This window comes from Streptomyces sp. NPDC104307, assembly GCF_055584045.1.
In genome coordinates, this window is the sequence record NZ_JBVJMU010000016.1 from 139,327 (window position 1) to 158,641 (window position 19,315).

Annotated in this window: 11 protein-coding genes; 3 read left to right on the forward strand and 8 right to left on the reverse strand. The window is 70.8% G+C overall.

Going from position 1 to position 19,315, the window contains the following annotated elements; genetic code table 11:
* Positions 1–47: 47 nt before the first annotated feature.
* The 4 genes from glgB to ACZ601_RS31020 form a co-directional block, all read right to left on the reverse strand.
* Complete coding sequence (gene glgB / locus ACZ601_RS31005) at positions 48–2,444, reverse strand: 1,4-alpha-glucan branching enzyme (RefSeq protein WP_469544325.1); 2,397 nt, start codon at positions 2,442–2,444, stop codon at positions 48–50.
* Between the two features lie 259 nt (positions 2,445–2,703).
* Positions 2,704–4,113 (reverse strand): maltokinase N-terminal cap-like domain-containing protein, encoded by a 1,410-nt coding sequence (locus ACZ601_RS31010; protein WP_469544251.1) that lies wholly within the window; start codon positions 4,111–4,113, stop codon positions 2,704–2,706.
* Between the two features lie 239 nt (positions 4,114–4,352).
* The gene (gene treS, locus ACZ601_RS31015) at positions 4,353–6,059 is read right to left on the reverse strand and encodes a maltose alpha-D-glucosyltransferase (protein ID WP_440576068.1); all 1,707 of its coding nucleotides are present in this window, start codon (positions 6,057–6,059) and stop codon (positions 4,353–4,355) included.
* Positions 6,056–8,095 (reverse strand): alpha-1,4-glucan--maltose-1-phosphate maltosyltransferase, encoded by a 2,040-nt coding sequence (locus ACZ601_RS31020; protein WP_469544253.1) that lies wholly within the window; start codon positions 8,093–8,095, stop codon positions 6,056–6,058. Before ACZ601_RS31020 ends, treS begins: the two co-directional genes overlap by 4 nt.
* A gap of 763 nt (positions 8,096–8,858) precedes the next feature.
* Between ACZ601_RS31020 and glgP the strand changes: the two genes are divergently transcribed.
* Positions 8,859–11,462 (forward strand): alpha-glucan family phosphorylase, encoded by a 2,604-nt coding sequence (glgP, locus tag ACZ601_RS31025; protein ID WP_469544254.1) that lies wholly within the window; start codon positions 8,859–8,861, stop codon positions 11,460–11,462.
* Positions 11,463–11,677: 215 nt separating this feature from the next.
* On the forward strand, positions 11,678–12,895 hold the full coding sequence (locus tag ACZ601_RS31030; protein ID WP_469544256.1) for an alginate lyase family protein: 1,218 nt from the start codon (positions 11,678–11,680) through the stop codon (positions 12,893–12,895).
* Between the two features lie 81 nt (positions 12,896–12,976).
* Here the strand turns inward: ACZ601_RS31030 and ACZ601_RS31035 are convergent, their stop codons facing one another.
* Both ACZ601_RS31035 and ACZ601_RS31040 read right to left on the reverse strand, forming a co-directional pair.
* A complete protein-coding gene (locus ACZ601_RS31035) occupies positions 12,977–15,022 on the reverse strand; it encodes a M4 family metallopeptidase (protein ID WP_469544258.1) in 2,046 nt (681 codons plus the stop codon).
* 163 nt (positions 15,023–15,185) lie between these two features.
* Positions 15,186–16,097, reverse strand: a complete 912-nt coding sequence (locus ACZ601_RS31040) for a TetR/AcrR family transcriptional regulator C-terminal domain-containing protein (protein ID WP_469544260.1) — start codon at positions 16,095–16,097, stop codon at positions 15,186–15,188.
* 138 nt (positions 16,098–16,235) lie between these two features.
* Here ACZ601_RS31040 and ACZ601_RS31045 point away from each other — a divergent pair, with 138 nt between their 5' ends.
* On the forward strand, positions 16,236–17,747 hold the full coding sequence (locus ACZ601_RS31045) for an MFS transporter (protein ID WP_440576062.1): 1,512 nt from the start codon (positions 16,236–16,238) through the stop codon (positions 17,745–17,747).
* A gap of 48 nt (positions 17,748–17,795) precedes the next feature.
* On the opposite strand, the gene ACZ601_RS31050 is transcribed toward ACZ601_RS31045, so the two are convergent.
* Together ACZ601_RS31050 and ACZ601_RS31055 are read right to left on the reverse strand one after the other, a co-directional pair.
* Entirely contained in the window at positions 17,796–18,359 is a 564-nt protein-coding gene (locus tag ACZ601_RS31050) for a GNAT family N-acetyltransferase (protein WP_469544327.1), read from the reverse strand.
* A gap of 98 nt (positions 18,360–18,457) precedes the next feature.
* Entirely contained in the window at positions 18,458–19,246 is a 789-nt protein-coding gene (locus ACZ601_RS31055; protein WP_469544263.1) for an ATP nucleotide 3'-pyrophosphokinase, read from the reverse strand.
* Between the last annotated feature and the right edge of the window lie 69 nt (positions 19,247–19,315).

Consider the following 19,315-nt stretch of genomic DNA (forward strand, 5'->3'; position numbering starts at 1 on the left):
AACGGCGGCGGCCCCGGGGGAGATGACCCGGGGCCGCCGCCGGACTGTCAGGCGGGCCGCAGCCACACCGTCGCGAGCGGCGGGAGCGTCAGGGTCACGCTCGCCTCCCTGCCGTGGAACGGTACGGCCTCCGGCTTCAGCGGCTCCTCGTTGCACACGTCGCCGCCCCCGTACCGCGCCGCGTCCGTGTTCAGCACCTCCACCCAGGCCGCCGGCCCGTCCGGCACCCCGATCCGGTAGTCGTGCCGCACCACGGGGGAGAAGTGCGAGACGGCGATCAGCGGCGCTCCCTCCTCGTCGTACCGGACGAAGGCGAACACGTTGTCCTCCGCAGCGTGCCCCTCCACCCAGGCGAACCCCTCCGGGACCGTGTCGCGCTGCCAGAGCGAGGGCGTCGTCCCGTACACCGCGTTCAGATCGCTGACCAGGGTCCGCACGCCCCGGTGGTCGCTCTCCGCCGCGTACGAGGGATCGAGCAGCCACCAGTCCGGACCGTGGCCCTCCGACCACTCCGCCCCCTGGGCGAACTCCTGGCCCATGAAGAGCAGTTTCTTCCCGGGGTGGGCCCACATGAAGCCGAGGTAGGCGCGGTGGGTGGCGCGCTGCTGCCACCAGTCGCCGGGCATCTTGCTGACCAGGGACCGCTTGCCGTGCACGACCTCGTCGTGCGAGATCGGCAGCACGTAGTTCTCGCTGTACGCGTACACCATCGAGAAGGTCATCTCGTTGTGGTGGTACTTGCGGTGCACCGGCTCCTTCGACACGTACTCCAGCGAGTCGTGCATCCAGCCCATGTTCCATTTCAGCCCGAAGCCGAGCCCGCCGAAACCGCCCGGACCGACGTGGTGCGTGGCCCGGGTGACACCGTCCCAGGCGGTGGACTCCTCGGCGATGGTGACGACTCCGGGGCTGCGCCGGTAGACCGTGGCGTTCATCTCCTGGAGGAAGGCGACGGCGTCCAGGTTCTCCCGGCCACCGTGCTCGTTCGGGGACCACTCGCCCTCCTCGCGCGAGTAGTCGAGGTAGAGCATCGAGGCGACGGCGTCCACCCGCAGCCCGTCGATGTGGAACTCCTCGCACCAGTAAGTGGCGTTGGATACCAGGAAGTTGCGCACCTCGGTGCGGCCGTAGTCGAATTCGAGCGTGCCCCAGTCCGGGTGCGCGGCCCGCTGCGGGTCCGCGTGCTCGTACAACGGCCGGCCGTCGAACTCCGCCAGCGCCCACTCGTCGCGCGGGAAGTGCGCGGGCACCCAGTCGACGATGACGCCGATCCCGGCCCGGTGCAGCGCGTCGACCAGGAAGCGGAAGTCGTCCGGCGTGCCCATCCGGGAGGTCGGGGCGTAGAAACCGGTCACCTGATAGCCCCAGGAACCCCCGAAGGGGTGCTCGGAGACCGGCATCAGCTCCACATGCGTGAACCCCAGATCGCGTACGTACGCGGGGAGCTGCTCCGCCAGCTGACGGTAGGTGAGACGGGGTCGCCAGGACGGCAGATGCACCTCGTAGACGGACATCGGCGCCTCGTGCGCCGGGACGTTCCCGCGGCGCGCCATCCACTCCTGGTCCTGCCATACGTGGTGCGCGGCCGTCACGACCGAGGCGGTGGCGGGCGGGACCTCGGCGTGGCGGGCCATCGGGTCGGCGCGCAGCGTGTGCGTGCCGTCCGGGCGGCAGATGTCGAACTTGTAGAGCGCGCCCTCCCCGATCGCGGGCAGGAACAGCTCCCACACCCCGGTCGAGCCGAGCGAACGCATCGGGAAGCCGGTGCCGTCCCAGTAGTTGAAGTCGCCGGAGACGCGGACCCCGCGTGCGTTGGGGGCCCAGACGGTGAACCGGGTTCCGGCGACGCCCTGGTGCTCCATCGTCCGGGCGCCCAGCGCGGTCCACAGCTCCTCGTGCCGGCCCTCACCGATCAGGTGCAGATCGAGATCGCCGAGCGCGGGCAGGAAGCGGTACGGGTCGTGGATCTCGATCTCGTTGTCCGGGTAGCCGACCAGCAGCTGGTACTCGGGGACCGCCGGCATCGGCAGGAGTCCGGAGAAGAACCCGTCGCCGTCGTCGTGCAGCTGGGCCCTGAGCCCCTTCGCCAGCACCGTGACAGACCGCGCGAAGGGCCGCAGCACCCGGAAGGCGACCCCGCCGCGGATCTGGTGCGCGCCGAGCAGATCGTGCGGGGCGTGGTGTTCGCCCGCCAGCAGCCGGGCCCGGTCCCCCTCGTCCAGCGGGCGGGCCGGGCGGACCCCCTGACCGCCGGCCCGGCGTGGCCGGGGCGGGGCCGCCGCTCGCTTGGCCCGCTTGGCGGGAGCGGGAGCGGGAGCGGCAGCAGGATCGAGGGCCGGGCCCGTAGCGGAGGCCGGGGATGGTGTGGGCGCGGCGGACGGGGCCGCGTCAGGCGTCGGCATCGGGGTGGTGACCGGCTCCGGGGGAGGGGCGCTCGCCTCCAGCGGTGCGAGGGTTCCGGTCGCCGGGCCTGCGGCGGCGTCGGCGTGCTCGGAGGCGGAGACGGAGGCGGAGGCGGACGCGGCGGCGGAGGCGGACGCGGACGCGCCGGGCGTGGCCTCCGGGGTGCTCGTGGCGGGGGCGGGAGCGGGCGCTTTGCGGGACGGCTTGCGGGCGGTCACAGGGACAGCCTCCTTGAGGGGTGCGGTCGGGTGGGGCGGGAGAGGCGGGGGACCGGGTGCGGGCCGGTCCGCACGGCGGGGCTCAGCCGGTGGCGTCGGCGGCGAGGCGGTGGATCGCGGCCATCGGGACCGGCAGCCAGTCGGGCCGGTGCCGTGCCTCGTACAGCACCTCGTACACCGCCTTGTCGGTCTCGTGGGCCCGCAGCAGTTCGGGTTCCGCGCGGGGATCGACGCCGGAGGCGGCGGCGTAGCCGTCGCAGTACGCGGAGCGGCAGCGCGCCGCCCAGTCGGCGTTCCACGGCCGGTGCGAGCGGGCCGCGTAGTCGAAGGAACGGAGCATCCCGGCGATGTCGCGCGCCGGTGGCTGCGGGCTGCGGCGCTCGGTGAGCGGCCGGGCCGGTTCGCCCTCGAAGTCGATCAGCGACCAGAAGCCGTCGGCCCCGCGCAGGGTCTGGCCGAGATGGAGATCGCCGTGCACCCGTTGCGCCGTCCAGCTCCGCCCCCGGTGGCCCAGCACCGTCACGGCGTCGAACGCGGCGCGCAGCCCCGGTACGTACGGCACCAGCTCCGGCACCGCGTGCGCGGCCGCCTCCAGCCGCCGCACCATACCGGCGGCCTGCTCCTCGCTCTCGCCCCGGCGCAGCGCCGGAGTGGGCAGCGCGGCGGCGAGCGCGGTGTGCACCTCCGCGGTGGCCCGCCCCAGCGCGTGGGCCTCGGGGCCGAAGTCGTCGCCCGCCGCTAGTGCGCGCAGGGCGAGCTGCCAGCCGTCCTGCGCGCCGTTCAGGAACGGCTGGAGCACCCCGAGCGTGAGGGGCTCGGGGACGGCGGCCTCGAACCAGGCGACGGGGGCCGGAACGCGCCCGCACCCCTCGCGGGAGAGCGCGAGGGGAAGCTCCAGATCGGGGTTGGTGCCGGGGAAGACCCGGCGGAAGATCTTGAGGATGTAGGCGTTGCCGTAGACGAGCGAGGAGTTGGACTGCTCGGTGTCCAGCACCCGGGGCGCGAGACCGGCCGGGACCGGGGCGGCGCCCCGGCCGAACCGGAGCGCGCCGAGCGTGCCGGGGGTGCGCAGCCGTTCCAGCAGTAGGGCGGCGAGGCGCGGGTCGTGCAGTCCGTCGTAGACGGTCAGCCCGGCCAGCGGACCGTCCGTCACATGGCCGATGAGGGCGGGCGCCAGCCGGGCCGGCAGGGTGGGCCGCACGCCGAGCAGCAACTGGTAGCTGTCGATGGGCGGCTGGGCGGGCATGGTGGGCTGATGGACCCGGACCAGCAGGTGCAGGAGTCCGGGGCCGGTGGTGGCGGCGGCGGTGTCGCCGGGCTTCTCGACCGGCAGTATCTCGGTGGCCGAGACGAGCGAGAAGGCCGTGATCGGCCGTCCCTTGCCCGCGAACCAGCGCTGCCGGGGCAGCCATTCGTGGAGCAGCGGTCCGAGAGACGGGAGCAGGGCTGTGCTGTTCGCCAGGGTGACCTGAGCGGATGCAGCCTCCGACATGGCATCGCGTCCTTTCCCCGGGCACACCACAGGATGCGAAGAGTGTCCCGGATTGCGGCTTTTGCTGTCCGGCTGTGCGGGACGTGTCGGGTCAGGATGGTCCGTACGGACTCGACTCGGAGGGAACGAAACGCCAGGAGGATCCAGGAAGGACCCTGAAGCGTTCGATATGGGTGGAGAGTGCCCCGTGCGGAGCGGCGGAAACCGCCCCGCACCAGAGCCTGGGTGCCGCCTGTCGGTCAGCTGGGCGGCGCGTCCTTGCGGAGGCGGAACCAGTAGAAGCCGTGTCCGGCGAGAGTCAGCAGGTAGGGCCACTGTCCGACGGCGGGGAAGCGCACCCCGCCGATCAGCTCCACCGGATGACGCCCGTTGAAGGACCGCAGATCCAGCTCCGTCGGCTGCGCGAACCGCGAGAAGTTGTGCACGCACAGCACGAGGTCGTCCCCGTGCTCACGGGTGAAGGCGAGCACCGCGGGGTTGGACGAGGGCAGTTCGGTGTACGAGCCGAGGCCGAACGCCGGGTTCTGCTTGCGGATCTCGATCATCCGGCGCGTCCAGTGCAGCAGCGAGGACGGTGACGCCATCGCCGCCTCGACGTTGGTGACCTGGTAGCCGTAGACCGGGTCCATGATCGTGGGCAGGAAGAGCCGGCCCGGGTCGCTGGAGGAGAAGCCCGCGTTCCGGTCGGGCGTCCACTGCATCGGGGTGCGTACGGCGTCCCGGTCGCCCAGCCAGATGTTGTCGCCCATCCCGATCTCGTCCCCGTAGTAGAGGATCGGGGAGCCGGGCAGCGACATCAGCAGGGCGGTGAACAGCTCGATCTGGTTGCGGTCGTTGTCCAGCAGGGGTGCCAGGCGCCGCCTGATACCGATGTTGGCCCGCATCCGAGGATCCTTGGCGTACTCCGCGTACATGTAGTCGCGCTCTTCGTCCGTGACCATTTCGAGCGTCAGCTCGTCGTGGTTGCGAAGGAAGATGCCCCACTGGCAGCCGGACGGGATCGCCGGTGTCTTGGCCAGGATTTCGGAGACCGGGTAGCGGCTCTCGCGGCGTACGGCCATGAAGATCCGCGGCATCACGGGGAAGTGGAACGCCATGTGGCACTCGTCGCCGCCCGCCCGGTAGTCGCCGAAGTAGTCGACGACGTCCTCCGGCCACTGGTTGGCCTCCGCGAGGAGCACGGTGTCCGGGTAGTTGGCGTCGATCTCCTTGCGGACCCGCTTGAGGAAGCCGTGGGTCTCCGGGAGGTTCTCGCAGTTGGTGCCCTCGCGCTGGTAGAGGTACGGCACGGCGTCGACCCGGAAGCCGTCGATGCCGAGGTCCAGCCAGAAGCGCAGGGCGGAGATGATCTCCTCCTGCACGGCCGGGTTCTCGTAGTTGAGGTCGGGCTGGTGCGAGAAGAACCGGTGCCAGTAGTACTGCTTGCGCACCGGGTCGAAGGTCCAGTTGGACGTCTCGGTGTCGACGAAGATGATCCGGGCGTCCTGGAACTGCTTGTCGTCGTCGGCCCAGACGTAGTAGTCGCCGTACGGACCGTCGGGGTCGGTACGGGACTGCTGGAACCAGTCGTGCTGGTCGCTGGTGTGATTCATGACGAAGTCGATGATCACGCGCATGCCGCGCTGGTGTGCGGCGTCGACGAACTCGACGAAGTCGGCGAGGTCGCCGAACTCGGGGAGCACGGCGGTGTAGTCGGAGACGTCGTAACCGCCGTCGCGCAGCGGCGACTTGAAGAACGGCGGCAGCCAGAGGCAGTCGACGCCCAGCCACTGGAGGTAGTCCAGTTTGGACGTGATGCCCTTCAGATCTCCGATGCCGTCGCCGTTGGAGTCCTGGAAGGAACGGACGAGTACCTCATAGAAGACGGCGCGCTTGAACCAGTCGGGATCGCGGTCCTTGGCCGGGGTGTCCTCGAACAAGTCGTGGACGGGCTCGTTGACGATCATGGTGTGGGTGACCCTCCGGTCGGCGGGGACGGTCGCAGGACGGCGATGTGCGCGGGCGTGACGCCCGGCTCAAGGCGCACATAGAAGGTCCTGCCCCAGTGATAGGAAGTGCCGGTGAGCTCGTCGCGCACCGGCACGCTCTCGTGCCGGTCGAGGCCGAGTTGCGGCATGTCCAACGAGACGGTCGCCTCCTGGGTGTGGTGCGGGTCGAGGTTGACGACCATCAGAACGATGTTCGAACCGGACCGCTTGCTGTACACGATCAGGGCGTCGTTGTCGCACGAGTGGAAGTGCACGTCACGCAGTTGCTGCAGCGCCGGGTGGCGGCGCCTGATCCGGTTGAGCGTGGTGATGAGCGGGGCCAGCGACCGGCCCTCGCGCTCGGCGGCTTCCCAGTCCCTGGGCCGGATCTCGTACTTCTCCGAGTTGAGGTACTCCTCACTGCCGCTGCGGATCGGGGCGTTCTCACAGAGCTCGTACCCCGCGTACACCCCCCAGGCCGGGGAGAGTGTCGCCGCGAGCACCGCCCGTGCCTCGAAGGCGGGCCTGCCGCCGTCCTGGAGATATCCGGGCAGGATATCGGGGGTGTTCACGAAGAAATTGGGCCTCATGCAGGAGGCCGACTCGCCGGAGAGCTCGGTCACGTACTCGGTGATTTCCTGCCGGCTGTTCCGCCAGGTGAAGTAGGTGTACGACTGCTGGAATCCGATGGTGGCGAGCGCGCGCATCATCGCGGGACGGGTGAATGCCTCGGCCAGGAAGATCACATCGGGATCGGTCCGGTTGATGTCGGCGATCACCTTCTCCCAGAAGATCACCGGCTTGGTGTGCGGATTGTCGACGCGGAAGATCCGTACCCCGTGATCCATCCAGAAGCGGAGGATGCGCACGGTCTCCGTGACAATTCCGCGGAGATCCTTGTCGAAGGCGATCGGATAGATGTCCTGGTATTTCTTCGGCGGATTCTCCGCGTAGGCGATGGAGCCGTCCGCGCGGTGCTGGAACCACTCGGGGTGTTCCGTGACCCACGGATGGTCGGGGGAACACTGGAGGGCGAAATCCAGCGCGATCTCCATGCGCAGGTTCCGGGCCGTCTCCACGAAATGGTCGAAGTCGTCGAGAGTGCCGAGATCGGGGTGCACGGCGTCGTGGCCGCCCTCGGCCGAGCCGATCGCCCAGGGCACCCCGACATCGTGCGGGGCGGGCGAGAGGGAGTTGTTCGGGCCCTTGCGGTGGGTGGTCCCGATCGGGTGGACCGGTGGCAGGTAGACCACGTCGAAGCCCATCGCGGCGACCGCCGGCAGCCGCTCGGCGGCGGTGCGGAAGGTGCCGCTGATGATGCGGGGCGGCTTCGGGGCCGGGGCGGGCTTGCCCGTACGGCTCTTGCGCGGCGCCTTCGCCGGTTCGGTCCTGGCGCCCTCGGACCGGGGGAACAGCTCGTACCAGGAGCCGTACAGCGCACGCCGGCGCTCGACGACGAGCGGCAGCGGGCGCGAGGCGGTGACCAGCTCACGCAGCGGATGACGGTCCAGCGCGGCCGCCGCCTCCGGGGTGAGCGCGGCGGCCAGCCGGGCGGCGGCCGGCCGGGACGTGTCGCGCAGGGCGTCGACCGCGGCCAGCACCGCCTCGCGGCCGTCCCGCTTGGGCACGCCCTCCGCAGCCCGCTCGTACAGCTCGGCACCCTCCGCCAGGACGAGCGCCGTGTCGATCCCCGCCGGGATCTTGATCCGCGCGGTGTGCCGCCAGGTGGCCACCGGATCGCTCCAGGCCTCGACCGTGTACGTCCAGCGGCCCTCTGCGTCCGGTGTCACCTCCGCGCCCCAGCGGTCGGTGCCCGGGGCGAGTTCGCGCATCGGCGTCCAGGGGCCGGGACGCCCGTTCGGGTCCAGCAGGACGACATTGGCCGAGACCGCGTCATGACCCTCGCGGAAGACGGTCGCAGAGACCTCGAAGGTCTCACCGGAGACCGCCTTGGCGGGCCTTCTTCCGCAATCGACGAGCGGGCGGACGTCGAGGACGGGAATGCGACCGATCATGAAATCACCTGGGGACTGGAGCTCGGACTCAACAGGGCGCGTTGCGGCCGCGGAGGGCTGAACGCGCGCGCCGCGATGGTGGGGTTCCGTCCTTTCTAGCTGCTCCGTTGACGACTGGTGGGGTGTGGGCATGGCCGCTCCTGTCCGCGTTCACTCGAATGGCACTCGAATGGATGGGTCGCGGGTGTGGTGCACGGGTGTGGATCGAATGCGCACGGCCGCACCGATTGCATACGAACCGTGGGTGGAATGCCGCCGAACGGCGGATGAACCGGCTTCGGGGTCCGAGCCGGATCGCCTTGAGCTGTCGTCCGAACGCATTCGTTCCGGGTACCGGAGAAGCCTTCCCACGGATGCCGGTGGGCCAATCCGGTGGTTTGTTAACTACTCGGGCGTATCTGTGACGGTCTGAATGCGCCGGGCTCCGCCGCGCATGCGCGGGGTTGCGGAAATCCGGCGCACGCGGGGGCGGCGGGCGCCACTGGGAAGCCTTCCCCGTGGGGCCAAGGTCCACAAGGCCGCATGCGGGGAGGGAATCGGCCATAACCCCTGTGACGGATGTGCCTGAAATGGAGTCCAGTGGCCGGCGTTGCGCGGGGCGTGGAGCGGAGGGGGCGGTCGGCCCGCCCGGGGTCGCACGCCGCCGGACGGCCGTGCGCCGTGGTTGCCGAGTGCCGCGCCCGGCTAACGTCGAGGGTGACGGAGCGGCGCACAGCGTGGTGCGTCCCCTCGGATCCGGACGTCCCCTGTAAAGGTGGAACACGTGCAGGCCATTCGTCGATTCACCGTGCGTCCCGTCCTTCCCGACCCCCTTCAACCGCTCAGCGACCTCGCCCGCAACCTGCGCTGGTCCTGGCACACCGAGACCCGTGAGCTCTTCCAGTCCGTCGACCCGGTGGCCGGCCGGACGGCGGACGGTGACCCCGTGCGCCTCCTCGGCTCCGTGTCCGCCGGCCGGCTCGCCGAGCTGGCCGGGGACGAGGAGTTCCTGCGCCGGCTGGCCGAGGTGTCCGCCGGTCTCCAGGACTACCTCCAGGGCCCCAGGTGGTACCAGGAACAGCTGGCGCAGGGCGTCGGACTGCCCGCCGCCATCGCCTACTTCTCACCCGAGTTCGGGGTCACCGCGGCCCTGCCCCAGTACTCCGGCGGGCTCGGCATCCTCGCCGGGGACCACCTCAAGGCCGCCAGCGACCTGGGCGTTCCCCTGGTCGGCGTCGGCCTGCTCTACCGCCACGGCTACTTCCGCCAGAGCCTCTCCCGGGACGGCTGGCAGCAGGAGCACTACCCCGTCCTCGACCCCAACGAGCTGCCGCTCACCCTGCTGCGCGAAGCCGACGGGACACCGAGCGAGGTGGTCCTCGCGCTCCCCGGCGGCCGCTCGCTGCGCGCCCACATCTGGCAGGCCCAGGTCGGCCGGGTGCCGCTCCTCATGCTCGACTCCGACGTCGAGGGCAACGCCCCCGGCGAACGCGAGGTCACCGACCGGCTGTACGGCGGCGGCAGCGAGCACCGGCTGCTCCAGGAAATACTGCTGGGCATCGGCGGCGTCCGCGCCGTACGCAGCTACTGCCGGCTCACCGGCCACCCCGCGCCCGAGGTGTTCCACACCAACGAGGGCCACGCCGGATTCCTGGGCCTGGAGCGCATCCGGGAGCTCTCGGACGACGGACTGGACTTCGCCGCCGCAGTGGAGTCCGTACGGGCGGGCACCGTCTTCACCACCCACACCCCGGTGCCGGCCGGGATCGACCGTTTCGACCGCGAACTGGTCGCCCGTCACTTCGGTGACGACGGGGAACTGCCCGGTGTCCCGGCCGACCGCATCCTCCACCTCGGCACGGAGACGTACGACGGCGGCGACCCCGGCGTCTTCAACATGGCCGTGATGGGCCTGCGGCTCGCCCAGCGGGCCAACGGCGTCTCCACCCTGCACGGGGCGGTCAGCCGGGAGATGTTCGCCGGGCTCTGGCCGGGCTTCGACGCCCCTGAGGTGCCGATCACCTCCGTCACCAACGGGGTCCACGCACCCACCTGGGTCGCCCCCGAGATCTACCGGCTGCGCACCGAGTCCGGCGCCGCCCCCGGCCGGTGGGACTCCGCCGCCGGCATCCCCGACCAGCAGCTCTGGGACGTACGGCGGACGCTGCGCGAACAGCTGGTCACCGAGGTGCGGGAGCGGCTGCACGCCTCCTGGCGCACCCGGGGCGCCGAGCCGGCCGAGCTGGGCTGGATCGACGGCGTGCTCGACCCCGGCGTGCTGACGATCGGCTTCGCCCGCCGGGTGCCCTCGTACAAGCGGCTGACGCTGATGCTGCGCGACCGCGACCGGCTGCGGGCGCTGCTCCTCCACCCCGAGCGGCCGATCCAGATCGTCGTGGCCGGTAAGGCGCATCCGGCCGACGACAGCGGGAAGCGGCTGGTCCAGGAGCTGGTCAGGTTCGCGGACGACCCCCGGGTGCGCCACCGCATCGTCTTCCTGCCCGACTACGGGATGGGGATGGCCCAGAAGCTCTACCCGGGCTGCGATGTCTGGCTGAACAACCCGCTGCGCCCGCTGGAGGCGTGCGGTACGAGCGGGATGAAGGCGGCGCTGAACGGCTGCCTCAACCTGTCGGTCCTGGACGGGTGGTGGGACGAGTGGTTCGAGCCGGACTTCGGCTGGGCGATCCCGACGGCCGACGGCTCCGCCATGGACGAGGACCGGCGTGACGATCTGGAGGCCAACGCGCTCTACGAGCTGATCGAGGACCGGGTCGCCCCGCGCTTCTACGACCACGGGGCAGCGGGGCTCCCGGACCGCTGGATCGAGATGGTCCGCCGCACCCTGGGCACCCTTGGCCCCAAGGTCCTCGCGGATCGCATGGTCCGGGAGTACGTGGAGCGGCTGTACGCCCCCGCGGCCCGCGCCCAGCGCTCGCTGGACGCCACCACGGCACGGGAGCTGGCCGACTGGAAGTCCAGGGTCCGGGCGGCCTGGCCCCGGGTGGCGGTCGACCACGTCGAGGCGGTGACGCCCACCGGGGCGGGCGGCTCCGCGGAGCTGGGTTCGACGCTGGCGCTGCGGGTCCGGATCACCCTCGGGGCGCTGGAGCCGGACGAGGTGGAGGTGCAGGCGGTGGCCGGCCGGGTGGACGCCGCCGACGCCATCACCGACGCCCAGGTCTTCCCGCTGAAGCCGGCCGGCGGCCAGGACCTGGAGGGGCGCTGGCTGTACGACGGCCCGCTCGCCCTGGACCGCACGGGTCCCTACGGGTACACGGTGCGGGTGCTGCCCGCCCACCGGCTGCTGGCCGGCGGCGCCGAACTCGGCCTGGTCGCGCAGCCGACCGGGGCCACGGGCGAGGGCGCGGGGCTGCTGATGCGCTGACGTTGCGTTCTCTCGCCCCATGCGAAGGGCCCGGTGCCGCTCCACGGTGCCGGGCCCTTCGTCTTCTGAACACAGGTGCTTGACGTGCTCATGCGATGCCTTTAAGTTCCTCACTCATCGCAGGGTTCACAACTCGGCCCAGAGTTCATGCATATGAACTTCCTTGGTCTCGGGTCGAGTTGCCGGACCTCCCCCGCACCGGAAGGCACCCCCACATGCGCACCGGAACCATCGCACGCGGCCTCGGCCTCGCCAGCGCTCTCGCGGCACTGATCACCGGCCTCTCCATGAACCCCGCCTCGGCCGTCCGGGCCGCCCCGGAGCCGGCCCCGGCGGCGGCCGCCGCCCCCGCCGCCTTCACCCACCCCGGCGTCCTCGTCAGCCGTCCCCAGCTGGACTTCGTGCGCGCCAAGGTGCAGGCGGGCGCGCAGCCCTGGAAAGGCGCGTACGACCAGATGATGGCCAGCAAGTACGCCTCGCTGACCCGTACCGCCAAGCCCCGCGCGGTCGTCGAGTGCGGCTCGTACTCCAACCCCAACTACGGCTGCACCGACGAGCGCGAGGACGCGATAGCCGCCTACACGCTCTCGCTGGCCTGGTACATCACCCAGGACAGCCGGTACGCCGCCAAGGCCATCGAGCTGATGGACGCCTGGTCGGCCGTGATCAAGGACCACACCAACAGCAACGCCCCGCTCCAGACCGGCTGGGCCGGCTCCTCCTGGCCGAAGGCCGCCGAGATCATCAAGTACACGTACAGCGGCTGGCCCAACGCGGGCCGGTTCGCCACCATGCTGCGCGACGTCTATCTGCCCAAGGTCATCAATGGGTCGAACAGCAACGGGAACTGGGAACTGAGCATGACCGAGGCCGCGATCGGCATCTCGGTGTTCCTGGAGGACCGCACCTCGTACGACAAGGCGGTGGCAAAGTTCCGCGGCCGGGTTCCCGCGTACATCTATCTGACCTCGGACGGGGCGCTGCCCAAGACCGCGCCCGGCAGCGGGCTCGACACCCGCGACAAGATCATCAACTACTGGCAGGGCCAGTCGACATTCATGGACGGGCTCTCCCAGGAGACCTGTCGCGACCTCACCCACACCGGCTACGGCCTCTCCGCCATCTCGCACATCGCCGAGACCAGCCGGATCCAGGGGCAGGACCTCTACCCGGAGATCGCGGACCGGCTGCGCCACGCGCTGGGGCTGCACGCCAAGTACCAGCTGGGGGCGGCCGTTCCGTCCTCGCTCTGCGGCGGATCGCTCAAGGACAACCTCGGCCCGGTCACCGAGGTCGGGTTCAACGCGCTGCACAACCGGATGGGCATCGCGATGACGAACACCCAGACCCTCACCGAGCAGCGCAGGCCCGCCGGGACCGACAACCTGTTCGTCGCCTGGGAGACGCTGACCCACGCGAACAACCCCAACTGAGCACGGCGCCGCCCGGGAGGAGTCCGTTCTCCTCCCGGGCGGGATGCCGCGTCAGCTACGCGGCATGCGGTGCTGCCGGTTTCAGAAGGTGAGCTTGAAGCTGTTGATCTTCCCGGTGTCGCCCGAGTAGACGTCCTGGACCTTCAGCTTCCAGGTACCGTTCGCCGTCTCCGAGGAGGCGTTGACCGTGTACGTGGTCTTGACGTTGGCCGCCGAGTCGCTGGAGGAGGAGTTCTTCAGGCGGTAGGCCGTGCCGTCCGGGGCGACCAGGTCGATGACCAGGTCACCGCGGTAGGTGTGGGTGATGTCCACGCCGACCTTGAGGGTGCTCGGGGCGTTGCCGGTGCGGCCGGTGACGTTGACCGAGCTGGTGACGGCCGAGCCGTGGTCCGGGATGGCCGTGGCGGTGGTGTTCTCGAAGACCGTGCCGCCGGGGTCGGTGCCGCCACCGGGACGGGAGCCGACGTTGATGCCGGCCCAGGCGTCGGCCACGGCCTTGTACTCGGCGCTGGTCGTGCCGTACAGCTCACCGGCCGCGGCGAGCGTGCCCGTGCGGGCACCCGCGTAGTTCGTGTTGGAGCTGAACTTGGTGGTGAGCGCCTTGAACCAGATCAGCGCGGCCTTGTCGCGGCCGATGCCGGTCACCGGCAGGCCGTCGGAGGTCGGGGAGTTGTAGTTGACGCCGTTGATCGTCTTGGCGCCGCTGCCTTCGGAGAGAAGGTAGAAGAAGTGGTTGGCCGGGCCCGACGAGTAGTGGACGTCGACGTTTCCGATGCCGGAGTACCAGGCGTCCTTGGACGCGCCGTCCCTGCTCGGCTTGTCCTGGTAGCGCAGCGGGGTGCCGTCGCCGTTGATGTCGATCTTCTCGCCGATGAGGTAGTCGCCCGGGTCGGCGCTGGTGTTGGAGTAGAACTCCACGGCGGTGGCGAAGATGTCGCTGGTCGCCTCGTTGAGGCCGCCGGACTCACCGCTGTAGACCAGACCCGCGGTGTTCGAGGTGACGCCGTGCGTCATCTCGTGCGCCGCGACGTCGAGCGCGGTCAGCGGCGAGGCGTTCCCGCTGCCGTCGCCGTACGTCATGCAGAAGCAGCTGTCGTCCCAGAAGGCGTTGACGTAGCTGTTGCCGTAGTGGACGCGGGAGTACGCGCCGACGCCGTCGCCCCGGATGCCCGTCCGGCCGTGGACGTTCTTGTAGTAGTCCCACGTCTCGGCCGCGCCGTAGTGCGCGTCGGCGGCGGCGGTCTCGGCGTTCTGGGGGGTGCCGTCACCCCAGATGTCGTCCGAGCCGGAGAAGAGGGTGCCCTTGCCGGAGGTGCCGTGGTTCAGGTTGTACGTCTTGTGGCCGCCGCGACCGGTGTCGGTCAGCGTGTACGAGGGGGCGGTGCCGAGGGTGACCTGCCCGCTGTACTCGGTGTTGCCGGTGCCCTTCTCGATGGCCTGCCACTCGTAGATCTTCGCGCCGCTGGTCGCGTCCGTGACGACGTGCAGCGCGTTGGGGGTGCCGTCGTCCTGGAGCCCGCCGACCACGGTCTCGTAGGCGAGCTGCGGTGTGCCGCTCGCCATCCAGACGACCTTGCGGGGCGCCTTCTCGGCAGCGGTCTTCGCCGAGCCGTCGGCCTTCGCGGCGCCGAGCGCCTGCTTCTCGGCCGCCGCCGGGGCGACCTTCGCGGTCGTGTCCACGGCCTTCAGCTGGGCGGTGGTCGCCTTGGACGCCTTGGTGACGCTCTCGGTCGCGCCGGCCTTCGACTCCTGGACGATCAGGTCGCCGCCGAGTACCGGGAGCCCGCCGAAGGTGCGCTCGTAACGGGTGTGCGTGGTGCCGTCGTTGTCCTGGATCACGTCCCGGACGACGAGCTTCTCCTGCGAGCCGAGACCGAGGTCCTTGGCGGTGGCCGCCTTGCTCGTGTTGGCCTCGCGGATCAGCTCCGCCCGCTGGGAGGGGGAGAGCTGCTTGGGCAGCGCGCCGTGGTCGGCGCCCGCGGATGCCGCGGCGGTGATGGCGGCGGCGCTGGTGTCGCCGGCCGGTGTTGCGGTGGCTGTGCCGGTCTGGACTCCGGCGGCCAGGAGAGCTGCTGCGGCTATCAGAGCGCCGGTCGCGGTGGTACGACGGCTGGGCGTGGATCTCACGCGGACTCCTTCTGCAAGGGGGGTACCGGCGGCTGAGTGAGCCGTCCGGGCAGAGCAGGCAGTGCGCAGAACGGGGTGAACAGTGTCAGCAGAAGGGCGTTGCTGTCAGGACCGCGTCAACAAGATGGCCGGAATTCGTCCGTTGCCGTAATGGTCATGTTCGTTAAGCGGACGTTTCGCCGATCATCACCGCGATGCCGTCCAGAGTCCTCTGTAGCCCGAATTCGAAGAGTGTGTCGAGGTCGAGCTCGAAGTTGTCGTGTTCGAAAAGACTGTGAAGAACCGGGAAGTGACCACCTGTCGAGACGGCTTCGAACTGTGGCTCGTTCCGCGTCATCCACTCCTCGTCCGACAGCCCGGTGTCCTGGAGCGCCTGCGCCTCCATGTCGGCCGCCAGCGCCACCCCCTGCACGTAGGCGAACAGGGTGAGGTGGGTGTGGAGCATGGCGTGCGGGGGGAGCCCGGTGCCCCTGAGGGCACGCAGCGTCCACTCCGTGTACCCCATCGCGTGCGGGGAGGCGGTGGGCCGGGTGAAGGACGCCATCGCCTGGACCATCCACGGATGCCGCCCGTACATCGCGCGCAGCCAGCGGGCGGCGAGTTCCAGCCCGGTCCGCCAGTGCTGCGGTACGGAACCGAGCGGACGCTCGCCGAAGGCCGCCTCCGACATCAGCCGCACCAGCTCGGCCTTGCCCGGAACATGGCGGTACAGCGCCATCGTGGAGGTGCCCAGCACGGTCGCGACCCGGCGCATCGACACCGACGGCAGCCCCTCGGCATCGGCCAGTCCGACGGCGGTGCGCACGATCCGCTCGCGGTTCAGCGCCGGACCCTGCCCGGCGGCCGCGATCCTCTGCCCGTGCTCCGCGACCACGGTGCCGACCCCCGGCACGGCCCGCACCAGACCCTCCGCGCGCAGCACGGACAGCGCCTTCGTGGCCGTCGCCATGGCGACACCCCACTCCCGGACGACGGCACGGGTGGAGGGCAGCCGCTCACCCGGGGCGAGTTCACGGGAGACGATCCGCCGACGCAGCTCGGCGGCGATCCTGAGGTAGGGCGGTTCGATCGGCACGGAGCGGACTGTACTAGTGCACCGCGGACGACGTACACCGTGACGACCTGCCCGAACCGTTCAACTCCGCCACGGGACAAGGGGCATGCACTACGGCGCTGTTTGTGGTGTACGCGGGCCCGCTGCTCTGCTCGCGGCATGACTTCCTCACCGCCGGCCGCCCTCGCGGGCCGCCGTGAATGGACCGCACTCGGCGTGCTGATGCTGCCGCTGCTCTTCGTCTCGATGGACGTCTCCATCCTCTTCTACGCACTGCCCGCCATCGGCGCCGACCTGGAACCGGGCTCCACCCAGCAGCTGTGGATCCTGGACATGTACGGCTTCGTGCTGGCCGGGCTGCTCATCACCATGGGCGCACTCGGCGACCGGATCGGCCGCCGGAAGGTGCTGATGGCCGGCACGCTCGTCTTCGCCGCCGCGTCCCTCGCCGCCGCCCTCGCACGCTCCCCGGAGGCCCTGATCGCGGCCCGCGCGCTGCTCGGGGTGGGCGGTGCCTGCCTGATGCCGTCGACGCTCGGGCTCGTCCGCAACCTGTTCCACGACCGCGGCCAGCGGTCCAGGGCCGTCGCGCTGTGGACGACGGTGATGGCCACCGGGATCTCGCTCGGCCCGGTCGTCAGCGGAATCCTCCTCGAACACTTCTGGTGGGGCGCGGTCTTCCTGATCAACCTGCCCGCGATGGGGCTCCTGCTGGTGCTCGCGCCGGTCCTGCTCCCGGAGTCCCGGAGCCCGGTGAAGGCGCGGTTCGACGTCCTGAGCGCGGTGCTCTCCCTCGCCGCGCTGCTGCCGGTGATCCACGGCATCAAGGAGCTCGCCAAGCACGGCTACCGGCCGCTGCCCGCCCTCGGCATCGCCGTCGGTCTCGTCCTCGGCCTGGTCTTCGTCCACCGGCAGAGCCGGCTCGCCCACCCGATGGTCGACCTGGCACTCCTGCGCCGCCGCGCCTACGGAGGTTCGGTCCTGGTCAACCTGCTGGCGATGGGCGCGACGATCGGCTTCGCCGCCTTCTTCTCCCAGTACGTGCAGTCGGTACTCGGCAAGAGCCCGTTCGAGGCCGCGATGTGGAGCCTGGTGCCGTCCGTCGGCGTCATCGTCGCCGCACCCGCCGCGGGCGCGCTCGCCAAGCGCCTGGACCGGGGATACGTCATGGGCGGCGGGTTCCTCGTCTCGGCGGCGGGCTTCCTCTGGCTCACCGGAATCAGCACCGGCTCCCCGCTCTGGATGACGCTGGCGGGCTCGGCCGTCTACGCGGGTGGACTGGTCGCCGCGATGACCCTCGCCAACGAACTCGCCCTGGGCGCCGCCCCGCCCGAGCGCGCGGGCTCCGCGGCCGCCGTACTCGAATCCGGCCAGGAACTCGGCGGCGCCCTGGGCATGGCCCTGCTCGGCTCGCTCGGCGCGGTGGTCTACGGGCGCGACATGACCGCCACCGCACCGGACGCGGCCCGCGAGACCCTGGGCGGCGCGGTGGCCGTGGCCCGGGAGCTCCCGTCACGCGGCCAGGACGCCCTGCTCTCCGCCGCGTTCAAGGCCTTCACCCACGGCCTGAACGCAGCGGCGGCGGGCGCGGCCGCGGCGATGGCGCTGGCCGCGCTGGTCTCGTTCGTGGTGCTGCGGCGGGCGGGGGAGTCCGGGCCGGCCGAGCCCTGAGACCGCCTTCGCGATCTGTCGCCGCCGGGCTCTCGCGTGTGCTCGTGGTCAGCTCTGCCGACGGAAGTCCAGCATGCACAGGACTTTGTCGTAGCGGTGCTCGCCGACGGCTACGAAGTCGGGCAGGCGGCCGTATTCGGTGAAGCCCAGCGACCGGTAGAGGTGCAAGGCATTGATGTTGTCGCCACGGGCGTCCAGGGTGAGGACCTCGATCCCCGCCTCCCGGGCGTCGGCGATCAGGGCAGCGGTCAGCGCCCGACCGACACCACGGCCATGGGCAGCGGCATCCACCGCGATCTTCTCCAGATCGGCGTGTGGCCGGTGGGTCGGCCGGGCGTGGCGCAGCCAGTACCCCAACCCGACAAGCCGGTGGCCGAGGTATGCGGCCCGCAAGGCCGCGTCCCCGGACCGCGCTGCGGAGACGACGTGGCCGACAAGTTCCGCCACCTCATCCCGCGAGGGTGGTTCGACCCAGCCCAGCGCGGCACCTCCACTGACCAGGTCTGCCAGGATCCGGTGAGCCGACTCCACGAACCGAGCCCCCAGATCCGGATCGGAAGTCAGCTCCATGGCGTCAAGGATGGCGGGCTCAGTGGTCGCACCGCTGGTCATCGCCGTATTCATGGCCCGCAGCCTACGGCCCGGCCCCGGTGCCGGCGGGAGGAACCTGCCGTGCCGGGGCCGGCCGCCGGGCCGTGCCGGTGGTGCCGCTACCCCAGGGGTGCGGGTACCCGGGCGGGGAGAGGTGCGGTCAGCCGGTCCGCGCCGGCCGGGACGGGTACGGCGGCGAAGAGGGCGTTCTGCTGTTCCTGGAGATCCTTTTTCCGCTCGGGGCCGGTGCCCGGGAGGCGCTGCTCCTCGTACAGCTTGTGGGTGGCTTCCTGGGCCCCCTTGCTGGCGGGGGTGTGGAACTGGATCTCGAAGAGCTGCCCCGAACGGGGAGCGCGCCAACCGCTGTTGAGCCCCTTGTACCCATCGGTGCGGCCCCAGGTGTTGGACCACTTCGTACTGTCGTTGCCCCATGAGGAGAGTTCCTGGGCGGCGGTTGTGACACCGTCCGTGTACTGGCCGTCGCGCCACTGGAGGGTGTAGCGCACCGCGTCACTGAGAGTGGCGAGCACGGTCTCGGCGCTCTGCCCGGGGCGCTCCTTGAGCGAGGTGGCGACCTTTCGCTTGAGGGAGTCCGGGGACTTCAGCCGGTTCTCGAAGCCGATCACCTCGGCGCCCGCGATCCAGGCCGCGGCCCGCACCTGGGGACTGATGGACCGCTCGGCGCGCTCGGCGTCCTCGATGTAGTCCTCGACCCTCTCGTTGTCGGCCGGACTGAGTGACAGCCCGCCTTCCCCGGTCCATCCGTCCCCCGGCTGCTGGGCGGCAGCCGTCCGATAGCTGCCGGCCCCGTCCGGGCCGGCCAGGGCGGTGGAGGTGATGCCGATGGAGAGCGCGGTGGCCAGTGCGGCCGTGATCGCGCCCCGGGTGACGGTACGGGTGGTGGTCATCGGAGTGAGCTGCCTTCGCGTTGGAGTCGTTACGCGCGGCACAACCGGCACATCGGGATCAAGGTGTCG